Source organism: Methylosinus sp. DMC45, from assembly GCF_056313885.1.
The window spans coordinates 69243-91658 of the sequence record NZ_JBQUZK010000035.1 but is presented as its reverse complement, the minus strand read 5'-3'; the positions used below and the strand labels follow the sequence as shown (position 1 = coordinate 91658).

The following is a 22416-nucleotide window of genomic DNA, read 5'->3' as shown; positions in this document are numbered from 1 at the left end:
CCGCTCGATCGAAGCTTGGATGCGCGCGCCGGCCGATGGAATGCGCGGCGCAATGGAGCCCTCATGAGCGGTGAGCTTTCGGATTTGTCCTCTCGTCTCGTCGCCCTGGAGACGGCGCTCGCGCATCAGGACAAGACCGTCGCCGAGCTGAACGACGTCATCGCCTCGCAATGGCGACGGATCGACACGCTGGAGCGGCAGATCGCTCGCCTGCGCGAGGAGTTCCAGACGCTCGGCCACCGCGACACGCCGGAGCGACCGCCGCCGCATTATTGATGCGGGGACCGTCTATCTAATTGAATTTGTTGTGTTTTTGGTGCCCCTGGCCGGAGTCGAACCAGCACTCCTTGCGGAACTCGATTTTGAGTCGAGCGCGTCTACCAATTCCGCCACAGGGGCGCGGGCCGGCGGGGCCGGCGTCGCGGCGCGGATATTAGCCGGGCCGAAGCCTCCGTCAAGGCGCGCTTCCGCGTTTCGCACGGCCGATGCGCCGCCAGCCTCGCCTCCGGCGCCGCAAGGTGGTAAGCGAGGGGCGCTTCGCCCTTAGAACCGGTTGGAAAATGATCAAAAAGCTCTACGACTGGACCATGTCGCTCGCCGGCAGCCGGCATGCGCCTTTCGCGCTCGGCGCCATAGCTTTTGCGGAAAGCTCCTTCTTCCCCATCCCGCCGGATGTGATTCTCCTGCCCATGTCGCTGGCCGAGCCCAAGCGCTCCTGGTTCTATGCCGCCATCTGCACCGTGGCCTCCGTGGCCGGCGGCGCGCTCGGCTACGCCATAGGCGCGCTGTTCTACGACACGATCGGCCTCTGGCTCATCGATCTCTATGGCTATGCCGCCAAAATGGAGGCGCTGCGGGCGTTCTATGCCCATTGGGGCGCGCTCTTCATTCTGGTGAAGGGGCTGACGCCCATTCCCTTCAAGCTCGTCACCATCGTGTCCGGGCTGATGGATTATAATTTCGGCCTGTTTCTCGCGCTCTCGCTGGTGACGCGCGGCGCGCGCTTCTTCATCCTCGCTGCCGCCATCAATCATTTCGGCGATTTTCTGCGCGACAAGCTGGAGGCGCATTTCGGCCTGTTCATCGGCGTGATGGCGGCGATCGTCGTCGTCGGCTTCATCGTCGCGGCGAAATTCCTGTGATCGCGGCGCTGCTCTCGACACGTCAGCGCGCTGCGCTGGCCGTTCTCGGCGTCGCGGTCGCCACCATCGGCGGCGCCTGGATCATCGAGGCGATGGGCTTCGCCCCCTGCGAGCTGTGCCTGAAGCAGCGCATTCCCTATTACGCCGGCATTCCGCTCGCCGCCTTTGCGGCCATAGCGCTGCAGCGGGGCGGCGAGGGCGCCGCGCGCGTCGCTCTGGCGCTGCTCGGGCTTTTGTTCGCGGCGGGAACGGCGCTGGCGCTCTATCATTCCGGCGTCGAGCTGAAGCTCTTTCCCGGCCCCTCCGAATGCACGGGCGCGCTGAGCAAGGCCGGCTCCTTCGACGATTTCCGCTCCTCGCTCGACAAGATGAAAGTGGTGAGCTGCGATCGTCCGGCGCTGCGCATATTCACGCTCACGCTCAGCAATTGGAATGTGCTGATCTCCGCCGCTCTCGCCGCCATCGCCTTTCGCGCCGCGCGCGGCGACCGCTGAAATTCTCCGAACGGCCTTGTCGCAGGGCCGGCTCGCGCCATCCTCTGCCCGATAGAGACGTGTCCATTCTCAATCGGCGGCGCCGCCCGCTCGCGAGCAATCGGAGAATTCCATGCGAGTCTTCCAGCAATACGATATGCAGACGCAAGGCGTTCAGACGAGCCCGGACGGCTCGCCCAACACGCGGGCGCTCGGCCGACATCTCATCCTGCTGGAGAATCGCTTCAATGAATTGGCGAATGACGTCAATCTGATGCAGGACAAGCTGACGAAGATTCTCATCACGCTCGACAAGCTCGCCAATAAGGGCGCGCCGGCCAATGGCCCCGTCACCAGCGCGGAGGCGCTGCGTCGGCTGCTTGGCTGATGGGCTATGAAGTGCGAGCCTGAAGGCTCGCGGTCCAAGAGGTCACGGAGAGGTCGGGACGCAGTTTGGACCGCGAGCCTTCAGGCTCGCTTCGGTGTCGCTCACTCCACCGCGAGCCGCGCCCTCGCGCGCAGCTTCTCGGTCTCGCTCTTCAGCTGACCGCAGGCCGCGAGAATGTCGCGGCCGCGCGGCGTGCGCACCGGGCTCGCATAGCCGGCGTTGAACACAATGTCCGAGAAGCGCTCGATCGTCTCCCAATCGGAGCACTCATAGGGCGCTCCCGGCCAGGGGTTGAAGGGGATCAGATTGATCTTGGCCGGAATGCCCTTCAGCAGCCGCACCAATTCGCGCGCTTCCGCCGGGCTGTCGTTGACGCCTTTCAGCATTACATATTCGAAGGTGATGCGCCGAGCATTGGAGGCGCCGGGATAGTCGCGGCAGGCGTCGAGCAATTCTCGGATCGGATATTTCTTGTTGAGCGGCACCAGCTCATTGCGCAGCGGATCGCGCACGGCGTGCAGCGAGATCGCCAGCATAGGCCCGCATTCGGCGCCGAGCTTCTCGATCTGCGGCACGACGCCCGAGGTGGAGACGGTGATGCGCCGCTTCGACAGCGACAGTCCGTCGCCGTCGGACATGATCTCGATCGCATTCTCGACCTGCTCAAGATTATAGAGCGGCTCGCCCATGCCCATGAAGACGATGTTGGAGACCGCGCGCACATCCGGCCCCGAGGGCACGAGCCCATCGGTCGGCGGCTCGAGGCCTGGAAAATCGCCGAGCCGCGAGCGCGCGACGAGAAGCTGCGCGACGATCTCGCGCGTCGTCAGATTGCGCACCAGCTTTTGCGTGCCGGTGTGGCAGAAGCTGCAATTGAGCGTGCAGCCCACCTGGCTTGAGACGCATAAGGTGCCGCGGTCGCTCTCGGGAATATAGACGCATTCGATCTCCGCGCCCTTGTCGTTCGCCTCGACGGGGGTGAGCCGCAACAGCCATTTGCGCGTGCCGTCGGTGGAGACCTGCTCCGCCGCGATCTCCGGCAGCGCCAAGGTGAAGCGTTCGGCGAGCTTGCCGCGCACGACCTTCGAGATGTTGAGCATCTCGGAAAACTCGCGCGCGCCGCGGAAATAGATCCAATGCCACAGCTGCGAGACCCGCATTTTGATCTCGCGCTCCGGTATCTCAATGGCGCGCAGCGCATCGCCCAACTCGGCGCGCGTGGCGCCGGCGAGCGATGGCCTCGGATCGGAAGCGGAAGCGGCGGTCATCTGGGTCCTCTTTCTCGGGAAGAAATCAGTATAACATGCGCGCCGGCCGACTCCATGGGGCGGAGAGGGGAACGAAGCGGATATGGGAGACGGGCGGAAAATCGTCATAGCGACCTTCGGCTCGCTCGGCGACCTCAATCCCTATGTGGCGCTCGCGCATGCGCTGAAGCGCCTCGGCTTTCGCCCGGTGATCGCCACCAGCGTCTTCTATCGCGAGTGGATCGAGAGCGAGGGGCTCGGCTTCGCCGCCGTGCGGCCCGACGTCGACGAGCTCGCCCAAAGGCTGGGCATGGACATGGCCGGGCTCGCCGAGCGCGTCGCGCGCGAGGACGGCTTCATGTTCCGCGAGCTGATCTTTCCTTATCTGCGCGAGAGCTATGAGGATATCGCCGCGGCCAGCGAGGGCGCGGCGGCGATCGTCGCGCATAGCATCTGCTTTTCGGCCAAGCTCGCGGCGGAGCGGCTCGGCGTTCCGCTCTTCGACGGCGTGGTGTCGCCGCTCTTTCTGCTCTCCGCCTATGATCCGCCGCTCGGCCCGCGCTCGCGCTTTCTGGCGCAGCCGCGCTCGCGTCTGGCGCTCGCCTATAATGAGGCGCTCGGCTTCGCCTTGACGCATTTTCTGGCCTGGCAAGGCCGGCCCATCGCGCGGCTGCGGCGCGCGCTCGGCCTGCCGCATCGGCGCGGGCGCGCGCTCTTGACCGGCGGCCCCTATGCGCGGGGGACGCTCGGCCTGCTCAGCCCGCTGCTGGCGCCGCCGCAGCCCGATCATCCAGCCGATCTCTTCGTCGCCGGTCACACTTTCCACGATCGCTTCACCGATGCGGCGGAGGATTTGCCGGCGGGGCTGGCGGAGTTTCTCGCCGCGGGCGAGCCGCCGATCGTCGTGACGCTGGGCAGCTTCGTCGTCCGCGCCCGCTCGGACTTCTACCGCGCCGCCGGCCGCGCCGCGACGAGCCTCGGGCGCCGAGCGGTGCTGCTGGTCGCCGATGAGGAGAGGGAGGCGTTGGCCGAGGGGCTGCCGCCGCAGCTTTTCGTCGCCGGCCATATCCGCCATTCGCTGATTTTCCCGCGCGCCGCGGCGATCGTGCATCACGGCGGCGCGGGAACTTGCGGACAGGCGCTGCGCGCGGGGAAGCCGCAACTCGTCGTCCCTGTTTTCGGCGATCAGCACGACAATGCCGCGCGCGTGGCGCGTCTCGGCGTCGGGCGGCTGCTGCCCTATGAGCGCTGCGCCGCCGAGCGCCTGACGGCAGAGCTGGGCGCGCTGCTCGCCGACGCGCGTCATGGGGAGAAAGCTCGCGAGGCGGCCGAGCGCATCGGCCGCGAGGATGGCGCCGCCGCCGCCGCGGCGAAGATCGCCGAGCTGATCGGATGCGCGGCAATTGCGGTCGAGGCTTAAGGATGACAAAGCCGATTCTTGTCGCGATAGCGATGATTTTACTCGAATTATCCGCTGCCCGGGCCGGGGAGGGGCGCCTGTCGCTGGCCAAGGGCGAGACGCGGACGATCGAATTCGTCGAGAATCCGTCCACCGGCTATGTCTGGCGCTTCGATCGCGAGGCGAGCGAAAATCCGGCCATCGTGCGGGTCGGGGAGGGCGGCTTCGCGCCGGCCGGCGGCGCGTCGGATCGGCCGCTGGTGGGCGCTCCGGGTCGGCGCTTCTTCCGCATAGAGGCCGTCGCAGCTGGGAGCGCGCGCCTCGTCTTCGTCGAGGAGCGGCCTTGGGAGAAGCGCGCCGTTCAGCGGCGGACGATCGATATTCAGGCGCGCTAGCGCGGGTCTAACCGTCCTTCGGCTTCAGCGCGTCGGCGAGCCGCATTTGCGCGGATCCCGGCTGCAGCGGCTTCTGCTGGCTCTCATGCGGCGCCCAGCCGGAGAGCCAGACCAGCTCCATCGTCGCCCGCACGCGGCCGTCGGCGTCGGAAAAGCGCGTCGCGTAGATTTCCGCCGCGCGCAGCAGAATGGCGCGCCGCAGCGGCTTGCGGGAGCGCTGCGTCAACACATTGGCGGCGCCCATGGCGCGCAGCTCGGCGCAGAGCGCGAACATGGAATCATAGCGCAGCGTGAAGGAATCGACGTCTGTCACCGGCAGGGCGAAGCCCGCCCGCTGCAGCAGTCCGCCGAGATCGCGCAGATCGACGAAAGGCGAGACGCGCGGGCTGGCGCCGCCGGAAATCTCGTCCTCCGCCTGGGCGAGCGCGGCGCGCAGCTCGATGAGGCTCGCGCCGCCCGGAAAGCAAGCCAGAAACAGCCCGTCCGGCGCGAGCATGCGCCGCGCCTGGGCGAGCGCGCCGGGCAGATCGTCCACCCATTGCAGCGCAAAGCCGGAGACGATGAGATCGAAAGCCTCGGGCGCGAAGGGCAGCGCCTCCTCCTCGGCGACGAGATCGACGCCCGCCTCATAGAAACGCCCGGCCCGCAGCGGCTCCGGCCGCCCGCCAGCGATAACAGTCTGCGCGAAATGCGCCGCGGGGGTGCAGAGATCGAGCGAGCGGGGGAAGGGGCGCTTTATGCCGGCCAGCCGGTCGGCGAGATCATCGGCGGCGCGCGCCAATAGAAAGTCCGGCGCGCCGCGCGCCGCGGCCCGCGCCAGCCGGCGACGCAGCAGAGCGCGATCGAAGATCGCGGGCGCGGACTGTCCTCTCTCCATGCCCCGTCATGCCCCGAACGCGCGCCCCGTGCAACCGTCGCTCGCCGCGCCGGAAACGAGGCGGCGGAAATAAGGCGGGGATTTCTCGGCATTTGTCGCGCTTTAGCGAGACAGGTAAGGAAATCTTAGTATTAAACCGTAACCGCAACTATGAGATGGCTGGCGCGGAATGTGGCCGAAGCTAGAATGCGCGACATGTTCGAATGCGACGCCGGCCATTCGGAGAAGGTGAGTCATGTGCATTTCGTTTCGTCAGCGTATTTCGAGCTTCACGGCCGCGGCGGCGCTCGCCGGCGGCCTCGCTCTGCCGGGGGCGGCGAGCGCGGCGCATAATGTCGTCTCGTATAGCGCCCCGGTTCAGGCGGGCACGGTGGTCATCAGCGCCCGCCAGCGCAGCCTGTTTCTGGTGAACGGGGACGGCACCGCCATTCGCTACCCCGTCGCCGTGCCCAAGGCCGGCAAGGAATGGTCCGGCTACGCCCATATCGACGGGAAATATGTGAATCCCGACTGGGTGCCGCCGGCGGTGGTCAAGCAGGACCATCCCGAGCTGCCCAATTTCATCCATGGCGGCTCGCCGCATAATCCGATGGGCGTCCGCGCCCTGACGCTGGACCGCAACCAAGTGGCGATCCACGGCACCACCAATAAGATGCGCGCCTCGGTCGGCACGGCCGCTTCCTACGGCTGCATCCGCATGCTGAACGAGGATGTCGTCGATCTCTATGAGCGCGTCGGCGTCGGCACGCCGGTGGTCATGACGCCCTGATCGGAATTTCGATCGATCAGAACTGGCTCCGAATAGAGAATAGAGTGCGTCATCCGATCGGATCGGAGGGATGACGCGCTCGAAAGACGAAAGCGGAACAGGTCCAAGGCTGTCGCGCAGCTTCGCGCAAGGCGCGCGGGGGAGACTTGTCCCATGGTTTTTCGTTCCGCGAATGCTTCAGCTTGTGGACGTCGGCTCGCCGCCTGTAGACCGGCCGGAACGAATCCACCACTGTGCGACAAATCAACGAACGCACTTGAGGTTCGCGCCCACGAAGAGTTGAGTCGGCGGCATTTCAATCGTTTCGAGTATAGTGAACGAGCAGGACGATTCGTTATCGTCGGCGGTTCCCGAGCAATGGGAACGCGAGGCTCGCAGTCAGCGTATGCGTCTCTGAAGAGAGAAGCGTCCGTCGCCCTCGTCTGGCCGACCCTCACATTAGGTTTCGCTCATGCTGATCGCACCTGACAAAGACTTCGACCGTCCCCTGCATCCCGTCGACATCGTCGAGCAATTGGCGGCCACCAACGACTGGAGCTTCGATCGTGACGCCGAAGACGAGATTTCCATCTCGGTCGCCGGCGGCTGGACGGACTATCATGTGGCCTTCACTTGGCTGGCGGAGCTCGAGACGCTCCATGTGAGCTGCGCCTTCGATCTGCGCGTGCCGGAGCGCCGCCGCACCGAGGCGCAGGCGCTGATCCGCACCATCAACGAGCAGCTCTGGGTCGGCCATTTCGACCTTTGGCCGAGCGAGGGGGTGGTCATGCACCGCCAGGGCCTGCTGCTGACCGGCGGCGCCCAGCCCTCCGGCCCGCAATGCGCCGCTCTGCTGGACCATGCGCTGGAGACTTGCGAGCGCTATTATCAGGCGTTCCAATTCGTGCTCTGGGCCGGCAAGGGCGCCAAGGAGGCGCTCGAGACCGCGACCTTCGAGACCAAGGGAGAAGCGTGATCCAAATGGCCGAAGCGGCCGAGCTGCCCCGCTCCATCACCCTGGTCGGGGCCGGAAAAATGGGTTTCGCCCTGCTGCAGGGCTGGGCGGCTCGCGGGCTTTCGGGCGCGGGCGTCTCCATTGTCGAGCCGCAACCTTCGCCGGCGCTCGTCTCGCTCGCGCAGGAGCGCGGCTTTCGCCTCAATCCCGAAAATCGCGAGGCCCCGCGCGCGCTTCTGCTGGCCATCAAGCCGCAGGCGCTGGATCAGGTCGCGCCGACGATCGCGGCAGAGGCCGGCGCCGATACGCTCATCGTCTCCATTCTCGCCGGCAAGCGCGTCGCCGATCTTTCCGCGCGGCTGCCGCAGGCGCGGCTTTTCGTGCGCGCAATGCCCAACACGCCGGCCGCCATCGGCCGTGGAATCACCGGCGCCTTCGCCGCGCCCGCCGTCGATGCGGAGAATCTCGCGCTGGCGGAGACGCTGCTCGCCGCCGTCGGCGAGGTGGTCTGGGTCGAGAGCGAGCCGCTGGTCGACGCCGTGACCGCCGTATCCGGCTCCGGTCCGGCCTATGTCTTCTATTTCGTCGAATGCCTCAATCGAGCGGGGATCGAGGCCGGCCTGCCGGAGGAGACCGCGGCGCGGCTCGCCCGCGCGACGGTCGCCGGCTCCGGCGAATTATTGCGCCAGAGCGCGGATACGACGCCGGCGACGCTCCGGCAGAACGTCACCTCGCCCGGCGGCACGACGGCCGCCGCGCTCGAGGTTCTGATGGCGGACGACGGCCTCGCGCCGCTGCTGGAGCGCGCGGTCGCCGCGGCGAAGCGGCGGGCCGGGGAATTGTCCGGCTGAGCGGCGCGAGGCGCTTCCGATTTGGCGAAATCACCCTAAATTACCTTGGAAGCGGCTGGCTTCGAGCGATGTGAGGAGGCGGCGATGGCGACGAGCGGCAAGACCAACGAAACAGGCAAAGGAAGCGGCTCGGTCCGCGATCGGATCGTCGAATCCTTGATGCGGCTGGCGGCGCGCCGCGCCTTCGAGGATATCGCCATTTCCGACATCGCCCAGGACGCCGATGTCTCGCTCGCGGATTTCCGCGACAGCTTTCCCTCCAAAGGCGCTGTGCTCGCGGCTTTCTCGCGCAAGATCGACCGGCAGGTGCTGGAGGATTTTTCCGGCCGCTACGCCTCGGAGCCCGCCAAGGAGCGGCTCTATGAGGTGCTGCTGCGCCGTCTCGAGGCGCTGGAGCCCTATCGCAATGCGCTGGAATCGGTGTCGCAATGGGCGTCGACCGATCCGCTGGCGGCGGCCGCGCTCAATCGCGAGACGGTCAATTCCATGCGCTTCATGCTGGAAGCCGCCGACATAGACAGCGAAGGCGCGCTCGGCGCGTTGAAGCTGCAGGGCCTCGCCATCGCTTGGTGGCGCGTGCTCGGGACCTGGTTCGACGATCGCGACGTCGATCTGTGCCGCACCAAGGCCGCGCTCGACCGCGAACTGTCGCGCAGCGAGGCGGTGATCGAGCGGATCGAGGATGTGAGCCGCCTGACCTCGCCGCTGCGCGGTCTGGCGCGCGCCGTCTTCCGCGGCGTCACCGGCCGCCGTCGTCACCGCCATCATGCGCGCGACCGCGACGACGAGTTCGAGGAAGACTATGAGGAGTCGCGTCGCCGTCATCACCACGCCGAAGACCATCCGCATGGAGAAGGTCATCACCACGGCGAGGACCATCGCCGGCATTCGGACGACGCCACCGCTTGATGGCGGCGTCCGGCTGCGAGGCTTTGGACGGCGGTCTACGGCTCAGAGAGAGACGTAGACGAATTTGAGGCCCTTGAGCGTCGGATAGTTCTCGCGCAGCGCCTTGGCGATCTTGCCGACGAGATCCTTGTCGCCGGCGGCCGAGGGGCCGACGAAATCCGTTCCCTGCATCCATGTCTCCAGGAAGCAGTGGAGCGTGTTGTCATAGGCGTCGTCGGTCGGATGCGCCGTCTTGTCGGCGAGCGAGGCGATTCCGTCCGTGCTGACCTCGAGGCGCCAGTCGCGGTCGTCGACGACCGAGCCGATCAGCTTCGCAATGTCGGCGTCGGTCCAATCGCTCTTCAAATCAACGGCCATTTTCTTCGCTCCTTGCTGCGCGCGGCTTCGGCGGCGCGGGACAAAATGGACGAAGGGCCGGGATCGCCTGTCGGATAGCCGACAGGCGCAAATCGCGGCCCTTCCCGCAGGCTCACTTCTTGGTGAGCTTCGCCACCGCCATGTCGATCGCGGTCGTCGCTTCGCCGACGGTGAGCCACGCCTCGGCGCGGTCCTCGTTCTTGAAGGATTTGCCGAGATTATACGGCTCCTCGCCCGGAACGTGCAGGAAGCAGGCCCATTTTCCGTCGGCCTGCTCCTCGACCGTCACTTTGTAGTCCGCCACGCGGTCCTCCTGTTGCTTTGCTGCGTCTGTTCTCACGGTGCGCCGGTCCGTCTCCGGCGCGACCGTGGAGAAGCAGATTGGGCGCCATATGACGAGACTTGCGGCGGCATGCTTATTGAACCGCGCTTTCGGGCCGGCGGGACGCCGGCATGGAGGACGCATCCCATGACCGACATTGCGGAAGGGCCGGCGCTGGCCGCTCTCTCCTGCGGCAAGCCCGCTTTTCTCGTCGTGATGCTGCATGGGGAGGGCGCGGACGGCCAGACCATGGTCGATCACGCGCTCAATTGGGCGCCGACCATGCCCAAGGCCGAGTTTCTCTCCGCCGAGGCGCCCGCCGGCGCCGATGGCGTGAAGCGCTGGTTCGACTCCGCTGATCCAGAGGGGCTCGCCAACGGGCTGGCGGCGCTGGAGCGCTTCCTCGAGGCGGCGCTGGCGAAGCGCCGGCTGCCGGCCTCGCATTTGGCGCTGGTCGGCTTCTCGCAAGGCGCGACGCTCGCGCTGCTCGCCGGCGTCGCGCGGCCGGGGCCGGCGGCGGCGGTGGTGGCCTTCGCTGGCGGTCCCTATGGCGCGGCGCCGTCCATCGGCCCCGATGGCGCGCCGCCCGTGCTGCTGATCCATGGCGACGCCGACGCGATCTCGCCGCTCGCCGCCGTGCGCGAGACCAAGGCCGCTCTCGCAGGGAAGGGCGCCAAGATCTTGTCGATGACGCGCAAGGGCCTCGAGCATGCGATGGACGATGACGGGGTGATCGCGGCCGGCGATTTCCTCACCGAGAACGTCGTGCACAAGAAGAGCGCGGCGCATGAGGACGATCACGATCATGACCACGACGATCACGATCACGCGCATTGAGGCTCGGCACGGCTCTTGCGGGACGAGGTCAGGCACATTGCGAAAGGAGATCGGACCATGGCCCTGACCGCCGAGGACATAAAAGAAGGCAAATGCTACGCGACCCGCGGACCCGAGCGATACAAGGTGATCGCCATCAATCCGCGCGGAATCGTGACCTTCCTGACCTGGGAAGGCAATCAGAAGCCGAGCCCCCTGCGCGCCAATTGCGGCATGAAGGCCTTTCTCGAAGGCGTGACGAAGGAAATCCCCTGTCCGGCGGAGGGCTGAGCGTCACACCGGCAAGGTGACGGTCGCGCGCAAGCCGCCGAGCGGCGAGCCCTCGAGCGTCACCTCGCCGCCATGCGAGCGCATGATGTCGCGCGCTATGGCGAGGCCGAGACCCGAATGGCTCTCGTCCTGATTGCGCGACTCGTCCAGCCGGTAGAAGGGGCGGAAAGCGTCCTCCCGCCGCTCGACCGGAATGCCCGGGCCGTCGTCGTCAATGTGGATGGTCAGCATATGGCCGTCGTTGACGGCCGTGAGCGATATGTTTTTCGCATAGCGCTGGGCGTTGCCGACGAGATTGGCGAGGCAGCGGCGGAAGGCGGCCGGACGCACGGCCACCTGCCTGCGGCCGGCGAAGCTCGTCTGCGCGCCGAGGCCGCGCCGCTCCGTGTCGGTCTTCAGCTCGTCGAGAATGGCGGCGACGTCGGTCTCCGCCGTCGCCTCGCCGCCATCGCCGCGCGCGAAGGCGAGATAGGCCTCGACCATGCGCTCCATCTCGTCGACGTCTTTCTTCAGCTCATTGGTCTCCGCCGTCTCGCCGATGAGGGCGAGCGAGAGCTTGAAGCGCGTGATGATGGTGCGCAGATCATGCGACACGCCATTGAGCATGGTGGTGCGCTGCTCCATTGCGCGCTCGACGCGGCGCTTCATCTCCAAAAAGGCGGCGCCGGCCTGCCGCACCTCGCGCGCGCCGCGCGGGCTGAAGGCGACCTCGCGGCCTTTGCCGAACTCCTCCGCCGCGCGCGCGAGGCGCAGGATCGGGCGGATCTGATTGCGCAGGAAGGAGGTGGCGATGGCGATGATGACCAGAGACGCGATCACCGTCCAGATGAAGAAGATTTCCGAGTTGGACGCATAGGCCTGGGTGCGGTGCGCGAGCAGGCGCATCACCGAATCGTCGAGCGCGACTCTTATTTCCACGATGTTGGAGCGCCCCACCGTGTCGATCCAGAAGGGGCGCTGCAGGCGCAGCGACAATTCCCGCGACAGCGTATGGTCGAGCAGCGAGAAGAAGGGCTTGGCGGCGGGCGGCGGCAGCGGCTCCTTGGGCAGGAAGTGAACGTCTATGCTCAAATCCTCGCCGGCGATGCGCTGGATGATGTCGCGATGCTCGTCCTTGGGAAAAGCCTCGTAGAAATCGGTGAGCGCGGCGACGTCGCGCGCCACGGCGGCGGAGAGGCGCGACGTCACCGCCTGCCAATGCCGCTCCATGAAGAAATAGGCGACCGCCGATTGCAGCAGCACGATCGGTAGAATCACGATCAGCAGCGAGCGGGCGTAGAGGCCTTTGGGCATGCGCTCGTGCAGCCAGCCGGCGAATCGCCGCCAGAGCTGGCGCGGGGCGTCGAGCGCGGCGGGGAGGGCTGAGGTCATTGCGCTTTTCCGTATTCCTCGTCCGGTCCGATGACGGCCTCCGCCCACAGCCTGTAGCCGCGGCCGCGGATCGTCTGCAAATGGCGCGGGCCTTGCGCGTCGCTCTCGAGCTTGCGGCGCAGCCGCGCCACCTCGACATCGACGCTGCGTTCGCCCGCGCTCTCGACTTTGCCATTGACGAGGCGCTGCGCCAACCTCTGCCGTGACACGATCTCGCCCGCATTCGTCGCCAGCACGCGCAGAATCTCCTCTTCGCGAGTCGTCAAATGGACGATTCGATCATGCTCGCGCAATCGGCCCTTTTCGAGATCGAAGCCGAAGGCGCCGAAGCGCACGCTCGCGGCCGTCGGGGCGGGGCGGGCGGCGCGGCCGGCGCGGCGCAGAATGCTGGCGATGCGCAGCGACAATTCGCGCGGCTCGAAGGGCTTGGCGAGATAATCGTCGACGCCGGCCTCGAGCCCGGCCACGCGATCGGCCGTCTCGCCGCGCGCGGTCAGCATGAGAATGGGGGAGGAGCGCAGCGGCTCCGCCTCGCTGCGCAATTTGCGCGCGAATTCCGGTCCGCTCTCGCCCGGCATCATCACGTCGAGGACGATGAGGTCGAAGGTCATGTCGGCGAGCCGCGCGCGCGCCTGGGCGGCGTCGGCGGCGGCGCTGACCAGATAGCCCTCGGCGGCGAGATAGCGCGACAGCAGCGAGCGTATGCGTCTGTCGTCGTCGACGACGAGAATATGCGGGCCGGGCTCGGCCGCGGTCTGCGGCGCCGGCGCGCTCATGCGGCGTCGTCTTCGGCGAGCGGCCGCCGGCGCCGGCGCGGCGGCAGATGCGCGCGCACTTTCTCGCGGTCGGCGACATTGACCATGGCCAGCAGAAAATCCGCGGTCGCCTCGCGCGCCTCCGGCGGCAGCTCGCCGAAGACGCGGCGGAAGCGCTCCGATTGCAGCGCGGCGAGCTCCTGGGCGAGACGCGCGCCCTTGGTCGTCGGATAGAGGAGGCGCTGGCGACGATCGGTCGCGCCCTCGCGCGCCTCGACGAAGCCGGCGTCGAGCAATTGCTTGAGCACGCGGTTGAGGCTCTGCTTGGTGATCTTCAGAATATCGAGCAGGGCGGCGATGGCGAGGCCGGGGCGGCGATAGACGAAATGCAGCACGCGATGGTGGGCGCGGCCGAACTGGTAATTTTCGAGCAGACGGTCGGCGTCGCCGACGAAATCGCGATAGGCGAAGAAGAACAGCTCGATGAGATCGAACATAGGCTCGCTCTCGGGCGCCGGCTCGCGTCCGACCAGCGCCTGCGTCGAGGCCGGGCGCGATGGCTTGCGTTCGATGGATGTTTTCACGTCGGGAACCGCTATATGTCGGTGGAAGCGAAAAAGCCGTGAACCATGCCCCGGACAGGGCGCTCGGAAGCCCGCCCTCTGAATGGGAGGGTGAAACGCTCCCTCCGACGCCGCTCGATCGTCCTGAACTTATACGTCAGCTATATTGACATATTTCTGACCGATGGCTAGTGGTTTGGAGAAGGCCGGCTCGAGACCGGCCGCCGCATGGGACGGCTCCCTCTTTTTTCGCCCTTGACCTCATCGGAGTGTCGGATGTCGGTTTTGCCCTTCGACCAGCGCGACGGCTACATCTGGTTCAATGGCGCGCTCATCCCCTGGCGCGACGCCAAGCTCCATGTGCTCTCGCACGGGCTGCATTACGGCTCCAGCGTGTTCGAGGGCGAGCGCGCCTATGGCGGCGTGATCTTCAAATCCACCGAGCATTCCGAGCGCTTCAAGCGTTCCGCGCAAATCCTCGATTTCGAGATTCCCTATAGCGTCGCCGAGCTGGACGCCGCCAAGGCCGCGGTGGTGAAGGCCAATGGCTTCGACAGCTGCTATGTGCGGCCGGTGGCCTGGCGCGGCAGCGAGATGATGGCCGTCGCCGCGCAGAATTCGACGATCAATGTCGCGATCGCCGTGTGGGACTGGCCGAGCATGTTCGACGTCGCTACCAAGATGAAGGGCATTCGTCTCGACATCGCCGATTATCGCCGGCCCGATCCGCAGACCGCGCCCTCGCTGGCCAAGGCGGCGGGCCTCTATATGATCTGCACCATCTCCAAGCATCGCGCCGAGCGCCGCGGCTACGCCGACGCTCTGATGCTGGACTGGCAGGGCCGCGTCGCCGAATGCACCGGCGCCAATATCTTCTTCGTGAAGGACGGCGTGCTGCACACGCCGATCGCGGATTGCTTCCTCGACGGCATCACCCGCCGCACGGTCATCGATCTCGCCCGCCGCCGCGGGATAGAGGTGGTCGAGCGCCGCATTCTGCCGGAGGAGCTGCCCGAGTTCAGCGAGTGCTTCATCTGCGGCACGGGCGCAGAGGTCACGCCGGTCGCAGAGGCCGGCCCCTATCGCTTCACGCCGGGCGCCATCTCGCGCACGCTGATCGAGGACTACACTCGCGAGGTCGATCCGAAAGCGGCCGCCGCCTGAGCTTCGCCGCGTAACGCCGCGCGCAACGAGACATTTGCGCGCCGGCGACGGGTCGAGAAAGCGATATCCGAGACGATTTGCTTCGTGTCCTACGCGTCTTCGTGGTAAAAAATCCCTCGAAGGCGCCATTGACGCGACGGGCCGAGGGGTTGGCGAGGCATGGGAAAGGTCACTGGGTTTCTGGAAGTCGACCGGCAGGACCGCAAATACAAGCCGGCCGCCGACCGCATCCGCCATTACGATGAATTCGTCATTCCTCTCTCGGAGGAGGCGACGCGCAATCAGGCGGCGCGCTGCATGGATTGCGGCATTCCGTTCTGCCACAATGGCTGCCCGGTCAATAATCAGATCCCGGATTGGAACGATCTCGTCTACAACGGCGACTGGCGCCGCGCGCTGGCCAATCTCCACTCCACCAATAATTTCCCGGAATTCACCGGCCGCGTCTGCCCCGCGCCCTGCGAGGCCTCCTGCACGCTGAATCTCGTCGACCAGCCGGTCACGATCAAGACGATCGAATGTTCGATCGTCGATCGCGGCTTCGAGGCGGGCTGGATCGCGCCCGAGCCGCCGAAGACCAAGACCGGCAAGCGCGTCGCCGTGGTCGGCGCCGGCCCCGCCGGTCTCGCCGCCGCCCAGCAGCTGGCGCGCGTTGGCCATGACGTGCATGTCTATGAGAAGTTCGCCAAGGCCGGCGGCCTGCTGCGCTACGGCATTCCCGACTTCAAGATGGAGAAGCATCTCATCGACCGCCGCGTGGCGCAGCTCGAGGCGGAAGGGGTGGCCTTCCACTATAATGTGCATGTCGGCGTCGATCTCGAGACCGAGAAGCTCGTCGCCGAGCATGACGCCGTCGTGCTCGCCGGCGGAGCGGAGCAGCCGCGCGATCTCCCCATTCCGGGGCGCGATCTGCGCGGCGTGCATTTCGCCATGGATTTCCTGCCGCAGCAGAACCGCCGCGTCTCCGGCGAGCCGCTCGTCACCAATGAGCCGATCCTCGCCTCTGGCAAGCATGTCGTCGTCATCGGCGGCGGCGACACCGGCTCGGACTGCATCGGCACCTCGGTGCGCCAGGGCGCGCTTTCGGTGACGCAGCTCGAGATCATGCCGCGCCCGCCGGAGAAGGAAGCCAAGCTCGTCACCTGGCCGGACTGGCCGCTGAAGCTGCGCACCTCCTCGTCGCATGACGAGGGCTCGACGCGCGAGTTCGCAGTGATGACGCGCGAGTTCATCGGCGCCGACGGCGCCGTCACGGGCCTGCGCTGCGAGCGCGTCGACGGCAAGCTGGCCGCCATTCCGGGCAGCGAGTTCACGCTGAAGGCCGATCTCGTGCTGCTGGCCATGGGCTTCGTCTCGCCGGTCCGCGAGGGCCTGCTGGAAAAGCTCGCGGTCACGTTGGACCCGCGCGGCAATGTGGCCGCCGACGTCAAATCCTATCGTTCGTCACGCGAGCAAGTCTTCGCGTGCGGAGACATGCGGCGCGGGCAATCGCTCGTCGTATGGGCGATCCGCGAGGGCCGGCAATGCGCCGCCTCGGTGGACGCCTTTCTGATGGGCGAAACAAATCTACCGAGGTGAGGAAAAATGCCCACGGCCCTGTGGTACTGTGAGAATATCGGAAACTCCGCGCTGCCTTATCTGCTGCTCGCCATGCCGATCGGCGGAGCCTATCTCTATGGGCAGAAGAAGACGCGCATCGCCTGGGCGCTGATCGGCGTCTGGGTCGTCGCGCAGATCATCATGTCCGGCCTGACCAACGCCAATTGCGTCGGCTGACGCCGCCGAGCCGAAAATAAGACGCCGGCGCTCGTCGCGAGACGAGCCGCCGGCGTTTTGCGTTCAGAGAACGTGGACCTGCGTGCCGACCTTCACGCGGCTGTAGAGATCGCTGACGTCGCCGTTCAGCATGCGGATGCAGCCGGAGGAGACGCCATGGCCGATCGTCCAGGGCTCGTTGGAGCCATGGATGCGGAACATGGTGTCGCGGCCGCCGGAATAGAGATACATGGCGCGCGCGCCGAGCGGATTATTGGCTCCGCCCGTCATATGGCGCGGCAGATCCGGGCGGCGGTGCAGCATGGCGGAAGGCGGCGTCCAGGCCGGCCACGCCTCCTTGCGGCCGATATGCGTATGGCCATGCCAGGTGAAGCCCGGACGGCCGACGCCGACGCCATAGCGGATCGCCTGACCGTCGTTCATCGACAGATAGAGAACGCGATTTTGCGTGTCGACGGTGATCGTTCCGGGCCGCTGGCGGGTCGGATCGGCGACCACGGAACGCGTCGACGAATATTCGCCGGAGAGCTGGCCGTCCGAGGAGGACGGGGCGCTCGCCGCCGCCGAGCGTCCGCTGAACAGAAAGGCGAACGGATTTTCGAAAGCCTGCGCGGCGGGCGCGGCGCAGCCGAAGCCCAGCGCGAGCGCGACAGAAAGAGACGAACGACGAAAATACATGATGGATACTCCCTTCGAGGCCCTCGGGCCTTTCGAGCGGGAGAAAAATGCAGCGCCGGGGCGCCCGTTCCCTCGAGACGCCGGCGCCGGCGCGCTTCATTCGAGACGAATTGAATGCGGAATTGACGGTTTCCGCGCGTTTTGAGCGAACGGTCCTGTTCAGCGCGTCTCGACGGCCGAGGGGGCGGCGACGGGCGCCGGGGTCGAGGCCTGCGCAGGAGCCGGCGTGGAGACGGGCGTGACCTTGGCGCCGCCGCGCGGCCAGGAGAAATCATCGGCGCGGCCGGGCTGGCTCGGCTGCTCGCCGCCCTCGACGAAAATATGATCGACGAGCGCACGCGCCGCGGCGGCTTGCGTCGCCTCCGTCGTGGAGGGGGATTTCACACGCCGCGCCAGCTCGCCGTCGGCCGCGAGGGCGGCGCCGGTCAGCGGTTGCGTCTGGCCGATCGCCGGGCGGTCCGCCGGCAGGGTGGGCGCGACCGCCGGTGTTGGGCCGCTCGGCGCAATGATTTGAACCGGCGGCGCGACAACCGCGGCCTCGGCGGGCGGCGCATCCTGGGCCGGGGGCAGGGCGGCTTCCGCCGGCGCGGCGTCCGGCGCCGGATGGCGCGCGTCGAAGAGCCGCTTGATCTCGCCCTCGACGAAATGGGCGAGCTTGCGCGCGCCGACATCGGTGAAATGGACGCCGTCGGCCGACCGCAGCTTGACGATGCGCCCGTTTATATCCGGGCCGAAGGCCTGATATTGGTTGCGCTCATCGGCGAAGGCTTCCCAAATATCGATGAAAGCCGCGCTGTCCTGCGCCGCCGCCTGTCGGTAGATGTCGTTGAGCTTCGCCATATCGACGGCGAAATGCTCGTTCTTGGTGACGGGCAGAGAAACCCAGACGAGCGGAATCTTCTTCTCGCGAAACGCCGCGCGCAGATTTTCCACCCGCTGGGCGTAGCGCTCCCGCCAGCGCGGCGACAAGGTCTCGATCGTCTCCGCGCCCTCGTGAATGGCCTGACGATCATTGGAGCCGATCATGATGACGGCCATGTCGATCTTGTCGCCGCCGGCGAGCAGCTCGCGCGCGGCTTTGGGCCAGTCGAAATAATCCTCGCGCACCAGGCCCGTGCTGTCCTTGGCGCGGTGCAGGATGCGAATGTCGGGACGATCCGCATAGGCCTCGTCCAAGCCGTCCGCCAGCATCTGGCCCAGGCTGTCGCCGATCACCGCCACCTGGAACGGCGGCGGGGCGTTGGGGTCCTCGGGCTTTTGCGTCTTGTCCTTCTTGGCCGCCTTGCTCTGGCCGTGCCAATAGGCGGGCGCGCTATATTCGCGATGCGGCACCAGCCGGCGCATGCGGCCGGCGTCGCGCGCAGCCGGGCGGGCCTGCGGAGGGTGCTGCCGGCCACCGAACAGCCCCTGGAAGAAATCCGCGACCGGGTCCTGCGCCCGCGCGCTGTCCACGCCGCCCAAGAGCAGCGTGAGAAGGAGAATCGCGAAAAGGCCGAGGGTGCGGGAAAAGCTGCGCATATCGACAATATAGCGCGGCCCCGGCGGCAAAGCGATCCGGCGCCGCGCTGAGAGGCGCGTGCGCCGGGGCCGCGTACAGAGATCAGCGCAAATGCGCGGGGGCTTGCGGATTATTCGCCGGATTGGTGTCGTGCTTGGAGAGCTTCTCCACCACGCCGGCGCCCACCAGAGGCGCGAGATCGGCCTCGAGCGCGTCCGCGGCGGCCTTGGGATAGACCTCCTCGCCTTCCACATAGATGGAGAAGGATTTGACGTGCTTGGCCTTTTTGGCCGGATCCTCGATCGTCGCCTTGGTCCATTTGTAGAGCGGAAAATGCTCGACGCCCTGCTTCTCCGCCTCAGTGACATAATTGACGAAAGCGTCGAACTGATTGCTCAGCGCCGCGTGATGCTTGGCCAAGATCGCGGCGATCGGGGCGATCGCCGCATTCTGCGGATCGGTGCGGGCGATCTCGGCGAAATCGTCGCTGATGTTCAGCCGGATCTGATATTCCCACTCTTCGCTCATCGTCATGCTCCTCGGAATGCCCGCCGCATCGGGCTCAATTGGCGCGGCGCGGCGGTTTCGTCGCGACATTGCGCTCGGCCTGGCGTTCGGCCTGCCGCAAGGCGGCGAGGCAGGGATTTGCCGAAGCTCGCGCCTCGGCGGCGCGGGCGCCGGCGCGATCGGTCCAGGCCGAACGCCGAAAGCCGCTGAAGTAATTATAGAAGCCGAGAGTCGACCGCGGCGCGAGGCCGAAACGCCAGGAGGCGTCGCCGAAGAGCGGATCGACCTCGCGTAGCAGCGTCCGATCGGAGGAGAGCGATTGCCGCCAGCTCGGCGGATCGTCGGGGCCGCCGAAGGGCGTCAGACGCCGCGTCTGAATATAGCCCGTCTCGCCGTCGTAGGAGACGATGCTCCATTTCGGCCCTTGGCGCACGAGCACGATGGACGAGAGCGCCGGTATGACGCCGATGAGATGCTCGCCGCTTCCGGCGTCGCTGCGAAGCGCGGCGTCCTGAAAAACGCAAGCGGGCCGGGCCGCCGTCGGTCCGGCGAGACCGAGCGCCGCCGCGGCCGCGCAGATCATGCGAGTTGCGCTTCTCATGCGGTCCTTCCGTGAATTCGGCAATATCCTAGTGAATAAGTAGGGTGTGTCAACGCCGTCGGCCTTTGTCGCGGCGCCTTGACGCGGCGCCTCGCGCTCCGGCATCACTCGAGCGACGATTTTTCGGAGCGGCGCATGTTCGTGCAATGGTCTCGTGTCTGCGTCCTCGCGGCGCTGGTCTCGCTCTTCGCCTCGAGCGCCATGGCGCAATCGGCGCTGGAGGCGCGCAGCGGCGGCGGCTTCGACTTCTATGTGCTGACGCTCTCCTGGTCGCCCGCCTTCTGCGAGAGCGGCGGCGGTCGCGAATATCGCGCGCAATGCGAGCCCGGCCTCGGCAAGGGCTTCGTCACCCATGGCCTGTGGCCGCAATATGAGCATGGCTTTCCGAGCGAATGCGACGACGCCGCGACGCCCTCGCGCATGGCGCTCGAGCATGTCGCCGGCGTCTATCCCGACGAAGGGCTGGCGCGGCACGAATGGCGCAAGCATGGCCGCTGCTCGGGTAAGAGCCCGACCGATTATTTCCTCGACGTGCGCCGCGCGACGGAGAGCGTGACCATTCCGCCTCCGCTCGAGCGGCCGCGGCAGGCGCAGAGCTTCGCGCCGCTCGACATTCAGCGCGCCTTCATCGCCGCCAATCCGCGGCTGCGGCCGGGCATGCTCGCCGTCACTTGCCGCAAGGGCGCGCTGCAGGATGTGCGCATCTGCTTCTCGCGCGATCTGCGCGAGTTCCGCCCCTGTCCCGAGATCGCGCGCGGCGCCTGCCGCGCCGGCGAAATCTCCGTGCCGGCGCCGCTGTAGCCGATGAATTATCGCCATGGCTTTCACGCCGGCAATTTCGCCGATGTGCTCAAGCATGCGCTGCTGGCGCGGCTTCTCCTCTATCTCACACGCAAGGAGACGCCGTTTCGCGTTATCGACACACATGCGGGGGAGGGCGCCTATGACCTTTCCGCCGATGCGGCCGAGCGCACGGGCGAGTGGCGCGGCGGCATAGGACGGCTGGCCGATCTCTCCGGCGCCGACGCGCGGCTGCGCGATCTGCTCGCGCCCTATCTCGATATCGTCGGCCCGCTCGGCGCGGAGGGGCGGCCGGCGCTCTATCCCGGCTCTCCGCTGATCGCGACGCGCTTCATGCGCGCGCAGGATCGCGCCGTCTTCTGCGAATTGCGGCCGGACGCTTTCGAAGCGCTGCAGAGGCGCTTCGCGCGCGACAAGCGCGTGAAGGCCATTCATCTCGACGGCTATGTCGGCCTCTCCGCCTTCGTGCCCCCCAAGGAGCGGCGCGGGCTCGTGCTGATCGATCCGCCCTTCGAGCAGCGCGACGAGACCGAGCGCATGCTGAAGACCTTTCTCGACGCGCATCGCAAATGGCCGACGGGGATTTATGCGCTCTGGCGGCCGATCAAGGACGCTGCGGAATCGCGCTGGCTGATCGGCGCTTTGCGCGCCAGCGGCGTGAGGAAGATTCTGCGTCTCGATCTTTGCGTCGGCGGGGTGGAGACAGACACGAAGCTGCGCAGCACCGGCCTCCTCGTCGTCAATCCGCCCTTCACCTTCGAGGCGGAGGCGCGGACGATCTCCGCCTTTTTCGCGGAGCGCTTGGCGCAAGGGCCGGGCGCGGGATGCGAGATCGAGTGGGTGAGCGGGGAGTGAGGCTTCTCGTCTTCCTTCTAATGTGAGGCGTCATTGCGAGCGAAGCGGGGACGGGATGCCGCGATATGAAACAGCCAGCCGTCTACATCATGGCCAGCAAGCGCAACGGAACCGTCTACACGGGCGTCACATCGAATTTATCGCAACGCATCCATCAGCATCGAGAAAGCCTGACGCCGGGATTTACCGCGCGCTACGGATGCAAGACGCTTGTCTGGTACGAATATTACGAGAGGATGGATGAGGCCATCGCCCGTGAGAAACAGATCAAAGCGGGATCGCGGCTAAAGAAGCTCGCGCTGATCGAGGCGATGAATCCGACATGGCGGGATCTCTACGACGAGCTCGCTCTCTAGCGCCGTCATTGCGAGCGCAGCGAAGCAATCCAGAGCCGCAGGGCGGCGTCTCGATCATTCGCCGCTTAGGTCCTCGCAATGACGATCGCTCGGCGTTGCGCGAGCCAATGGGAGCACGCGCTCATGAGTCTGGATTGCTTCGCTACGCTCGCAATGACGGGGGCTATTCTGCGAGGCGCTCTGGCGTCTCGCCGCCTGAGCGGAAGGGGCGAACGGGGAATGACGGTTTCCGCCGCTTCTCCGCGCCGTCATTGCGAGCGAAGCGAAGCAATCCAGAGCCGCAGGGCGGCCCCTCGATCATTCGCCGCTTCGGTCCTCGCC

29 protein-coding genes and 1 tRNA gene are annotated in these 22416 nt (G+C 66.7%); 18 read left to right on the top strand and 12 right to left on the bottom strand.

All coding sequences use genetic code 11. From position 1 onward, the window contains the following. Positions 1-63: 63 nt before the first annotated feature. Positions 64-276: a SlyX family protein gene (locus ACT53T_RS08600; RefSeq protein ID WP_476160899.1), complete on the top strand. Its 213-nt coding sequence runs from the start codon at positions 64-66 to the stop codon at positions 274-276. 38 nt (positions 277-314) lie between these two features. On the opposite strand, the gene ACT53T_RS08595 is transcribed toward ACT53T_RS08600, so the two are convergent. Continuing rightward, positions 315-399 (bottom strand) — tRNA-Leu (locus ACT53T_RS08595). 161 nt (positions 400-560) lie between these two features. Here ACT53T_RS08595 and ACT53T_RS08590 point away from each other — a divergent pair. From ACT53T_RS08590 to ACT53T_RS08580, 3 genes are all read left to right on the top strand, one after another. Continuing rightward, positions 561-1142: a YqaA family protein gene (locus tag ACT53T_RS08590; RefSeq protein WP_400768313.1), complete on the top strand. Its 582-nt coding sequence runs from the start codon at positions 561-563 to the stop codon at positions 1140-1142. Beyond that, positions 1139-1636 (top strand): disulfide bond formation protein B, encoded by a 498-nt coding sequence (locus ACT53T_RS08585; protein WP_476160898.1) that lies wholly within the window; start codon positions 1139-1141, stop codon positions 1634-1636. The genes ACT53T_RS08590 and ACT53T_RS08585 overlap by 4 nt, the downstream gene beginning before the upstream one ends. A 112-nt stretch (positions 1637-1748) precedes the next feature. Beyond that, positions 1749-2003 (top strand): hypothetical protein, encoded by a 255-nt coding sequence (locus tag ACT53T_RS08580; RefSeq protein ID WP_400768309.1) that lies wholly within the window; start codon positions 1749-1751, stop codon positions 2001-2003. Positions 2004-2104: 101 nt separating this feature from the next. Here the strand turns inward: ACT53T_RS08580 and rlmN are convergent, their stop codons facing one another. After that, complete coding sequence (rlmN, locus tag ACT53T_RS08575) at positions 2105-3379, bottom strand: dual-specificity RNA methyltransferase RlmN (protein ID WP_476160897.1); 1275 nt, start codon at positions 3377-3379, stop codon at positions 2105-2107. On the opposite strand from rlmN, the gene ACT53T_RS08570 reads away from it, so the two are divergent. After that, on the top strand, positions 3354-4670 hold the full coding sequence (locus ACT53T_RS08570; RefSeq protein ID WP_476160896.1) for a glycosyltransferase: 1317 nt from the start codon (positions 3354-3356) through the stop codon (positions 4668-4670). The genes rlmN and ACT53T_RS08570 overlap by 26 nt on opposite strands. Positions 4671-4672: 2 nt before the next feature. Next, positions 4673-5044: a protease inhibitor I42 family protein gene (locus ACT53T_RS08565; RefSeq protein WP_476160895.1), complete on the top strand. Its 372-nt coding sequence runs from the start codon at positions 4673-4675 to the stop codon at positions 5042-5044. Positions 5045-5051: 7 nt separating this feature from the next. Here ACT53T_RS08565 and ACT53T_RS08560 read toward each other — a convergent pair whose 3' ends face one another. Then, positions 5052-5921, bottom strand: coding sequence for a methyltransferase domain-containing protein (locus ACT53T_RS08560; RefSeq protein WP_476160894.1), 870 nt, complete (start codon positions 5919-5921; stop codon positions 5052-5054). 235 nt (positions 5922-6156) lie between these two features. Between ACT53T_RS08560 and ACT53T_RS08555 the strand changes: the two genes are divergently transcribed. From ACT53T_RS08555 to ACT53T_RS08540, 4 genes are all read left to right on the top strand, one after another. Beyond that, on the top strand, positions 6157-6690 hold the full coding sequence (locus ACT53T_RS08555) for a L,D-transpeptidase (RefSeq protein ID WP_051948714.1): 534 nt from the start codon (positions 6157-6159) through the stop codon (positions 6688-6690). Positions 6691-7141: 451 nt separating this feature from the next. Beyond that, positions 7142-7645 carry a type III secretion system chaperone family protein gene (locus ACT53T_RS08550; RefSeq protein WP_018265800.1) on the top strand — a complete coding sequence of 168 codons (504 nt, stop codon included), beginning with the start codon at positions 7142-7144 and terminating at the stop codon, positions 7643-7645. 5 nt (positions 7646-7650) lie between these two features. Then, positions 7651-8475 carry a pyrroline-5-carboxylate reductase gene (proC, locus tag ACT53T_RS08545; protein WP_476160893.1) on the top strand — a complete coding sequence of 275 codons (825 nt, stop codon included), beginning with the start codon at positions 7651-7653 and terminating at the stop codon, positions 8473-8475. A gap of 84 nt (positions 8476-8559) precedes the next feature. Further along, entirely contained in the window at positions 8560-9384 is an 825-nt protein-coding gene (locus ACT53T_RS08540; RefSeq protein WP_476160892.1) for a TetR/AcrR family transcriptional regulator, read from the top strand. Between the two features lie 42 nt (positions 9385-9426). On the opposite strand, the gene ACT53T_RS08535 is transcribed toward ACT53T_RS08540, so the two are convergent. Then, the gene (locus ACT53T_RS08535; protein WP_400768294.1) at positions 9427-9741 is read right to left on the bottom strand and encodes a hypothetical protein; all 315 of its coding nucleotides are present in this window, start codon (positions 9739-9741) and stop codon (positions 9427-9429) included. A 112-nt stretch (positions 9742-9853) separates the two neighbouring features. Then, entirely contained in the window at positions 9854-10045 is a 192-nt protein-coding gene (locus ACT53T_RS08530; RefSeq protein WP_026191360.1) for a hypothetical protein, read from the bottom strand. Between the two features lie 165 nt (positions 10046-10210). Between ACT53T_RS08530 and ACT53T_RS08525 the strand changes: the two genes are divergently transcribed. Together ACT53T_RS08525 and ACT53T_RS08520 are read left to right on the top strand one after the other, a co-directional pair. After that, the gene (locus tag ACT53T_RS08525) at positions 10211-10900 is read left to right on the top strand and encodes an alpha/beta hydrolase (protein ID WP_476160891.1); all 690 of its coding nucleotides are present in this window, start codon (positions 10211-10213) and stop codon (positions 10898-10900) included. A 57-nt stretch (positions 10901-10957) separates the two neighbouring features. Beyond that, on the top strand, positions 10958-11170 hold the full coding sequence (locus ACT53T_RS08520; RefSeq protein WP_018265794.1) for a hypothetical protein: 213 nt from the start codon (positions 10958-10960) through the stop codon (positions 11168-11170). Between the two features lie 3 nt (positions 11171-11173). On the opposite strand, the gene ACT53T_RS08515 is transcribed toward ACT53T_RS08520, so the two are convergent. The 3 genes from ACT53T_RS08515 to ACT53T_RS08505 are packed head-to-tail and all read right to left on the bottom strand — an operon-like array spanning position 11174 to position 13880. Next, positions 11174-12541: an ATP-binding protein gene (locus ACT53T_RS08515; protein ID WP_018265793.1), complete on the bottom strand. Its 1368-nt coding sequence runs from the start codon at positions 12539-12541 to the stop codon at positions 11174-11176. After that, the gene (locus ACT53T_RS08510; RefSeq protein ID WP_476160890.1) at positions 12538-13317 is read right to left on the bottom strand and encodes a response regulator; all 780 of its coding nucleotides are present in this window, start codon (positions 13315-13317) and stop codon (positions 12538-12540) included. Before ACT53T_RS08510 ends, ACT53T_RS08515 begins: the two co-directional genes overlap by 4 nt. Then, positions 13314-13880, bottom strand: a complete 567-nt coding sequence (locus ACT53T_RS08505; protein ID WP_476160889.1) for a MarR family winged helix-turn-helix transcriptional regulator — start codon at positions 13878-13880, stop codon at positions 13314-13316. Before ACT53T_RS08505 ends, ACT53T_RS08510 begins: the two co-directional genes overlap by 4 nt. A gap of 255 nt (positions 13881-14135) precedes the next feature. Between ACT53T_RS08505 and ACT53T_RS08500 the strand changes: the two genes are divergently transcribed. The 3 genes from ACT53T_RS08500 (at position 14136) to ACT53T_RS08490 (ending at position 16799) form a co-directional block, all read left to right on the top strand. Continuing rightward, the gene (locus ACT53T_RS08500) at positions 14136-15023 is read left to right on the top strand and encodes a branched-chain amino acid aminotransferase (RefSeq protein ID WP_476160888.1); all 888 of its coding nucleotides are present in this window, start codon (positions 14136-14138) and stop codon (positions 15021-15023) included. A 159-nt stretch (positions 15024-15182) separates the two neighbouring features. Further along, on the top strand, positions 15183-16601 hold the full coding sequence (locus ACT53T_RS08495; RefSeq protein ID WP_476160887.1) for a glutamate synthase subunit beta: 1419 nt from the start codon (positions 15183-15185) through the stop codon (positions 16599-16601). Positions 16602-16607: 6 nt separating this feature from the next. After that, positions 16608-16799 carry a hypothetical protein gene (locus ACT53T_RS08490; protein WP_018265788.1) on the top strand — a complete coding sequence of 64 codons (192 nt, stop codon included), beginning with the start codon at positions 16608-16610 and terminating at the stop codon, positions 16797-16799. Between the two features lie 63 nt (positions 16800-16862). Here the strand turns inward: ACT53T_RS08490 and ACT53T_RS08485 are convergent, their stop codons facing one another. From ACT53T_RS08485 to ACT53T_RS08470, 4 genes are all read right to left on the bottom strand, one after another. Continuing rightward, entirely contained in the window at positions 16863-17477 is a 615-nt protein-coding gene (locus ACT53T_RS08485; RefSeq protein ID WP_400768283.1) for a L,D-transpeptidase, read from the bottom strand. A 159-nt stretch (positions 17478-17636) separates the two neighbouring features. Further along, complete coding sequence (locus tag ACT53T_RS08480) at positions 17637-18995, bottom strand: SGNH/GDSL hydrolase family protein (RefSeq protein WP_476160886.1); 1359 nt, start codon at positions 18993-18995, stop codon at positions 17637-17639. An 82-nt stretch (positions 18996-19077) separates the two neighbouring features. Next, positions 19078-19503 (bottom strand): hypothetical protein, encoded by a 426-nt coding sequence (locus ACT53T_RS08475; RefSeq protein WP_026191359.1) that lies wholly within the window; start codon positions 19501-19503, stop codon positions 19078-19080. 34 nt (positions 19504-19537) lie between these two features. Continuing rightward, entirely contained in the window at positions 19538-20083 is a 546-nt protein-coding gene (locus ACT53T_RS08470; protein ID WP_476160885.1) for a hypothetical protein, read from the bottom strand. 135 nt (positions 20084-20218) lie between these two features. Between ACT53T_RS08470 and ACT53T_RS08465 the strand changes: the two genes are divergently transcribed. From ACT53T_RS08465 to ACT53T_RS08455, 3 genes are all read left to right on the top strand, one after another. Then, entirely contained in the window at positions 20219-20884 is a 666-nt protein-coding gene (locus ACT53T_RS08465; protein ID WP_476160884.1) for a ribonuclease T2 family protein, read from the top strand. 3 nt (positions 20885-20887) lie between these two features. After that, on the top strand, positions 20888-21739 hold the full coding sequence (locus ACT53T_RS08460; protein ID WP_476160883.1) for a 23S rRNA (adenine(2030)-N(6))-methyltransferase RlmJ: 852 nt from the start codon (positions 20888-20890) through the stop codon (positions 21737-21739). A 65-nt stretch (positions 21740-21804) separates the two neighbouring features. Next, a complete protein-coding gene (locus ACT53T_RS08455; RefSeq protein WP_476160882.1) occupies positions 21805-22095 on the top strand; it encodes a GIY-YIG nuclease family protein in 291 nt (96 codons plus the stop codon). Positions 22096-22416: the final 321 nt, after the last annotated feature.

What these genes read in the sequence shown, in the direction of transcription:
- ACT53T_RS08600 (WP_476160899.1), top strand. Translation starts at nt 64, where the DNA reads ATGAGCGGTGAGCTTTCGGATTTGTCCTCTCGTCTCGTCGCCCTGGAG.
- ACT53T_RS08590 (WP_400768313.1), top strand. Translation starts at nt 561, where the DNA reads ATGATCAAAAAGCTCTACGACTGGACCATGTCGCTCGCCGGCAGCCGG.
- ACT53T_RS08580 (WP_400768309.1), top strand. Translation starts at nt 1,749, where the DNA reads ATGCGAGTCTTCCAGCAATACGATATGCAGACGCAAGGCGTTCAGACG.
- ACT53T_RS08570 (WP_476160896.1), top strand. Translation starts at nt 3,354, where the DNA reads ATGGGAGACGGGCGGAAAATCGTCATAGCGACCTTCGGCTCGCTCGGC.
- rlmN (WP_476160897.1), bottom strand. Translation starts at nt 3,379, where the DNA reads ATGACGATTTTCCGCCCGTCTCCCATATCCGCTTCGTTCCCCTCTCCG.
- ACT53T_RS08565 (WP_476160895.1), top strand. Translation starts at nt 4,673, where the DNA reads ATGACAAAGCCGATTCTTGTCGCGATAGCGATGATTTTACTCGAATTA.
- ACT53T_RS08560 (WP_476160894.1), bottom strand. Translation starts at nt 5,921, where the DNA reads ATGGAGAGAGGACAGTCCGCGCCCGCGATCTTCGATCGCGCTCTGCTG.
- ACT53T_RS08555 (WP_051948714.1), top strand. Translation starts at nt 6,157, where the DNA reads ATGTGCATTTCGTTTCGTCAGCGTATTTCGAGCTTCACGGCCGCGGCG.
- ACT53T_RS08550 (WP_018265800.1), top strand. Translation starts at nt 7,142, where the DNA reads ATGCTGATCGCACCTGACAAAGACTTCGACCGTCCCCTGCATCCCGTC.
- proC (WP_476160893.1), top strand. Translation starts at nt 7,651, where the DNA reads ATGGCCGAAGCGGCCGAGCTGCCCCGCTCCATCACCCTGGTCGGGGCC.
- ACT53T_RS08540 (WP_476160892.1), top strand. Translation starts at nt 8,560, where the DNA reads ATGGCGACGAGCGGCAAGACCAACGAAACAGGCAAAGGAAGCGGCTCG.
- ACT53T_RS08535 (WP_400768294.1), bottom strand. Translation starts at nt 9,741, where the DNA reads ATGGCCGTTGATTTGAAGAGCGATTGGACCGACGCCGACATTGCGAAG.
- ACT53T_RS08525 (WP_476160891.1), top strand. Translation starts at nt 10,211, where the DNA reads ATGACCGACATTGCGGAAGGGCCGGCGCTGGCCGCTCTCTCCTGCGGC.
- ACT53T_RS08520 (WP_018265794.1), top strand. Translation starts at nt 10,958, where the DNA reads ATGGCCCTGACCGCCGAGGACATAAAAGAAGGCAAATGCTACGCGACC.
- ACT53T_RS08515 (WP_018265793.1), bottom strand. Translation starts at nt 12,541, where the DNA reads ATGACCTCAGCCCTCCCCGCCGCGCTCGACGCCCCGCGCCAGCTCTGG.
- ACT53T_RS08510 (WP_476160890.1), bottom strand. Translation starts at nt 13,317, where the DNA reads ATGAGCGCGCCGGCGCCGCAGACCGCGGCCGAGCCCGGCCCGCATATT.
- ACT53T_RS08500 (WP_476160888.1), top strand. Translation starts at nt 14,136, where the DNA reads ATGTCGGTTTTGCCCTTCGACCAGCGCGACGGCTACATCTGGTTCAAT.
- ACT53T_RS08495 (WP_476160887.1), top strand. Translation starts at nt 15,183, where the DNA reads ATGGGAAAGGTCACTGGGTTTCTGGAAGTCGACCGGCAGGACCGCAAA.
- ACT53T_RS08490 (WP_018265788.1), top strand. Translation starts at nt 16,608, where the DNA reads ATGCCCACGGCCCTGTGGTACTGTGAGAATATCGGAAACTCCGCGCTG.
- ACT53T_RS08485 (WP_400768283.1), bottom strand. Translation starts at nt 17,477, where the DNA reads ATGTATTTTCGTCGTTCGTCTCTTTCTGTCGCGCTCGCGCTGGGCTTC.
- ACT53T_RS08480 (WP_476160886.1), bottom strand. Translation starts at nt 18,995, where the DNA reads ATGCGCAGCTTTTCCCGCACCCTCGGCCTTTTCGCGATTCTCCTTCTC.
- ACT53T_RS08475 (WP_026191359.1), bottom strand. Translation starts at nt 19,503, where the DNA reads ATGAGCGAAGAGTGGGAATATCAGATCCGGCTGAACATCAGCGACGAT.
- ACT53T_RS08470 (WP_476160885.1), bottom strand. Translation starts at nt 20,083, where the DNA reads ATGAGAAGCGCAACTCGCATGATCTGCGCGGCCGCGGCGGCGCTCGGT.
- ACT53T_RS08465 (WP_476160884.1), top strand. Translation starts at nt 20,219, where the DNA reads ATGTTCGTGCAATGGTCTCGTGTCTGCGTCCTCGCGGCGCTGGTCTCG.
- ACT53T_RS08460 (WP_476160883.1), top strand. Translation starts at nt 20,888, where the DNA reads ATGAATTATCGCCATGGCTTTCACGCCGGCAATTTCGCCGATGTGCTC.
- ACT53T_RS08455 (WP_476160882.1), top strand. Translation starts at nt 21,805, where the DNA reads ATGAAACAGCCAGCCGTCTACATCATGGCCAGCAAGCGCAACGGAACC.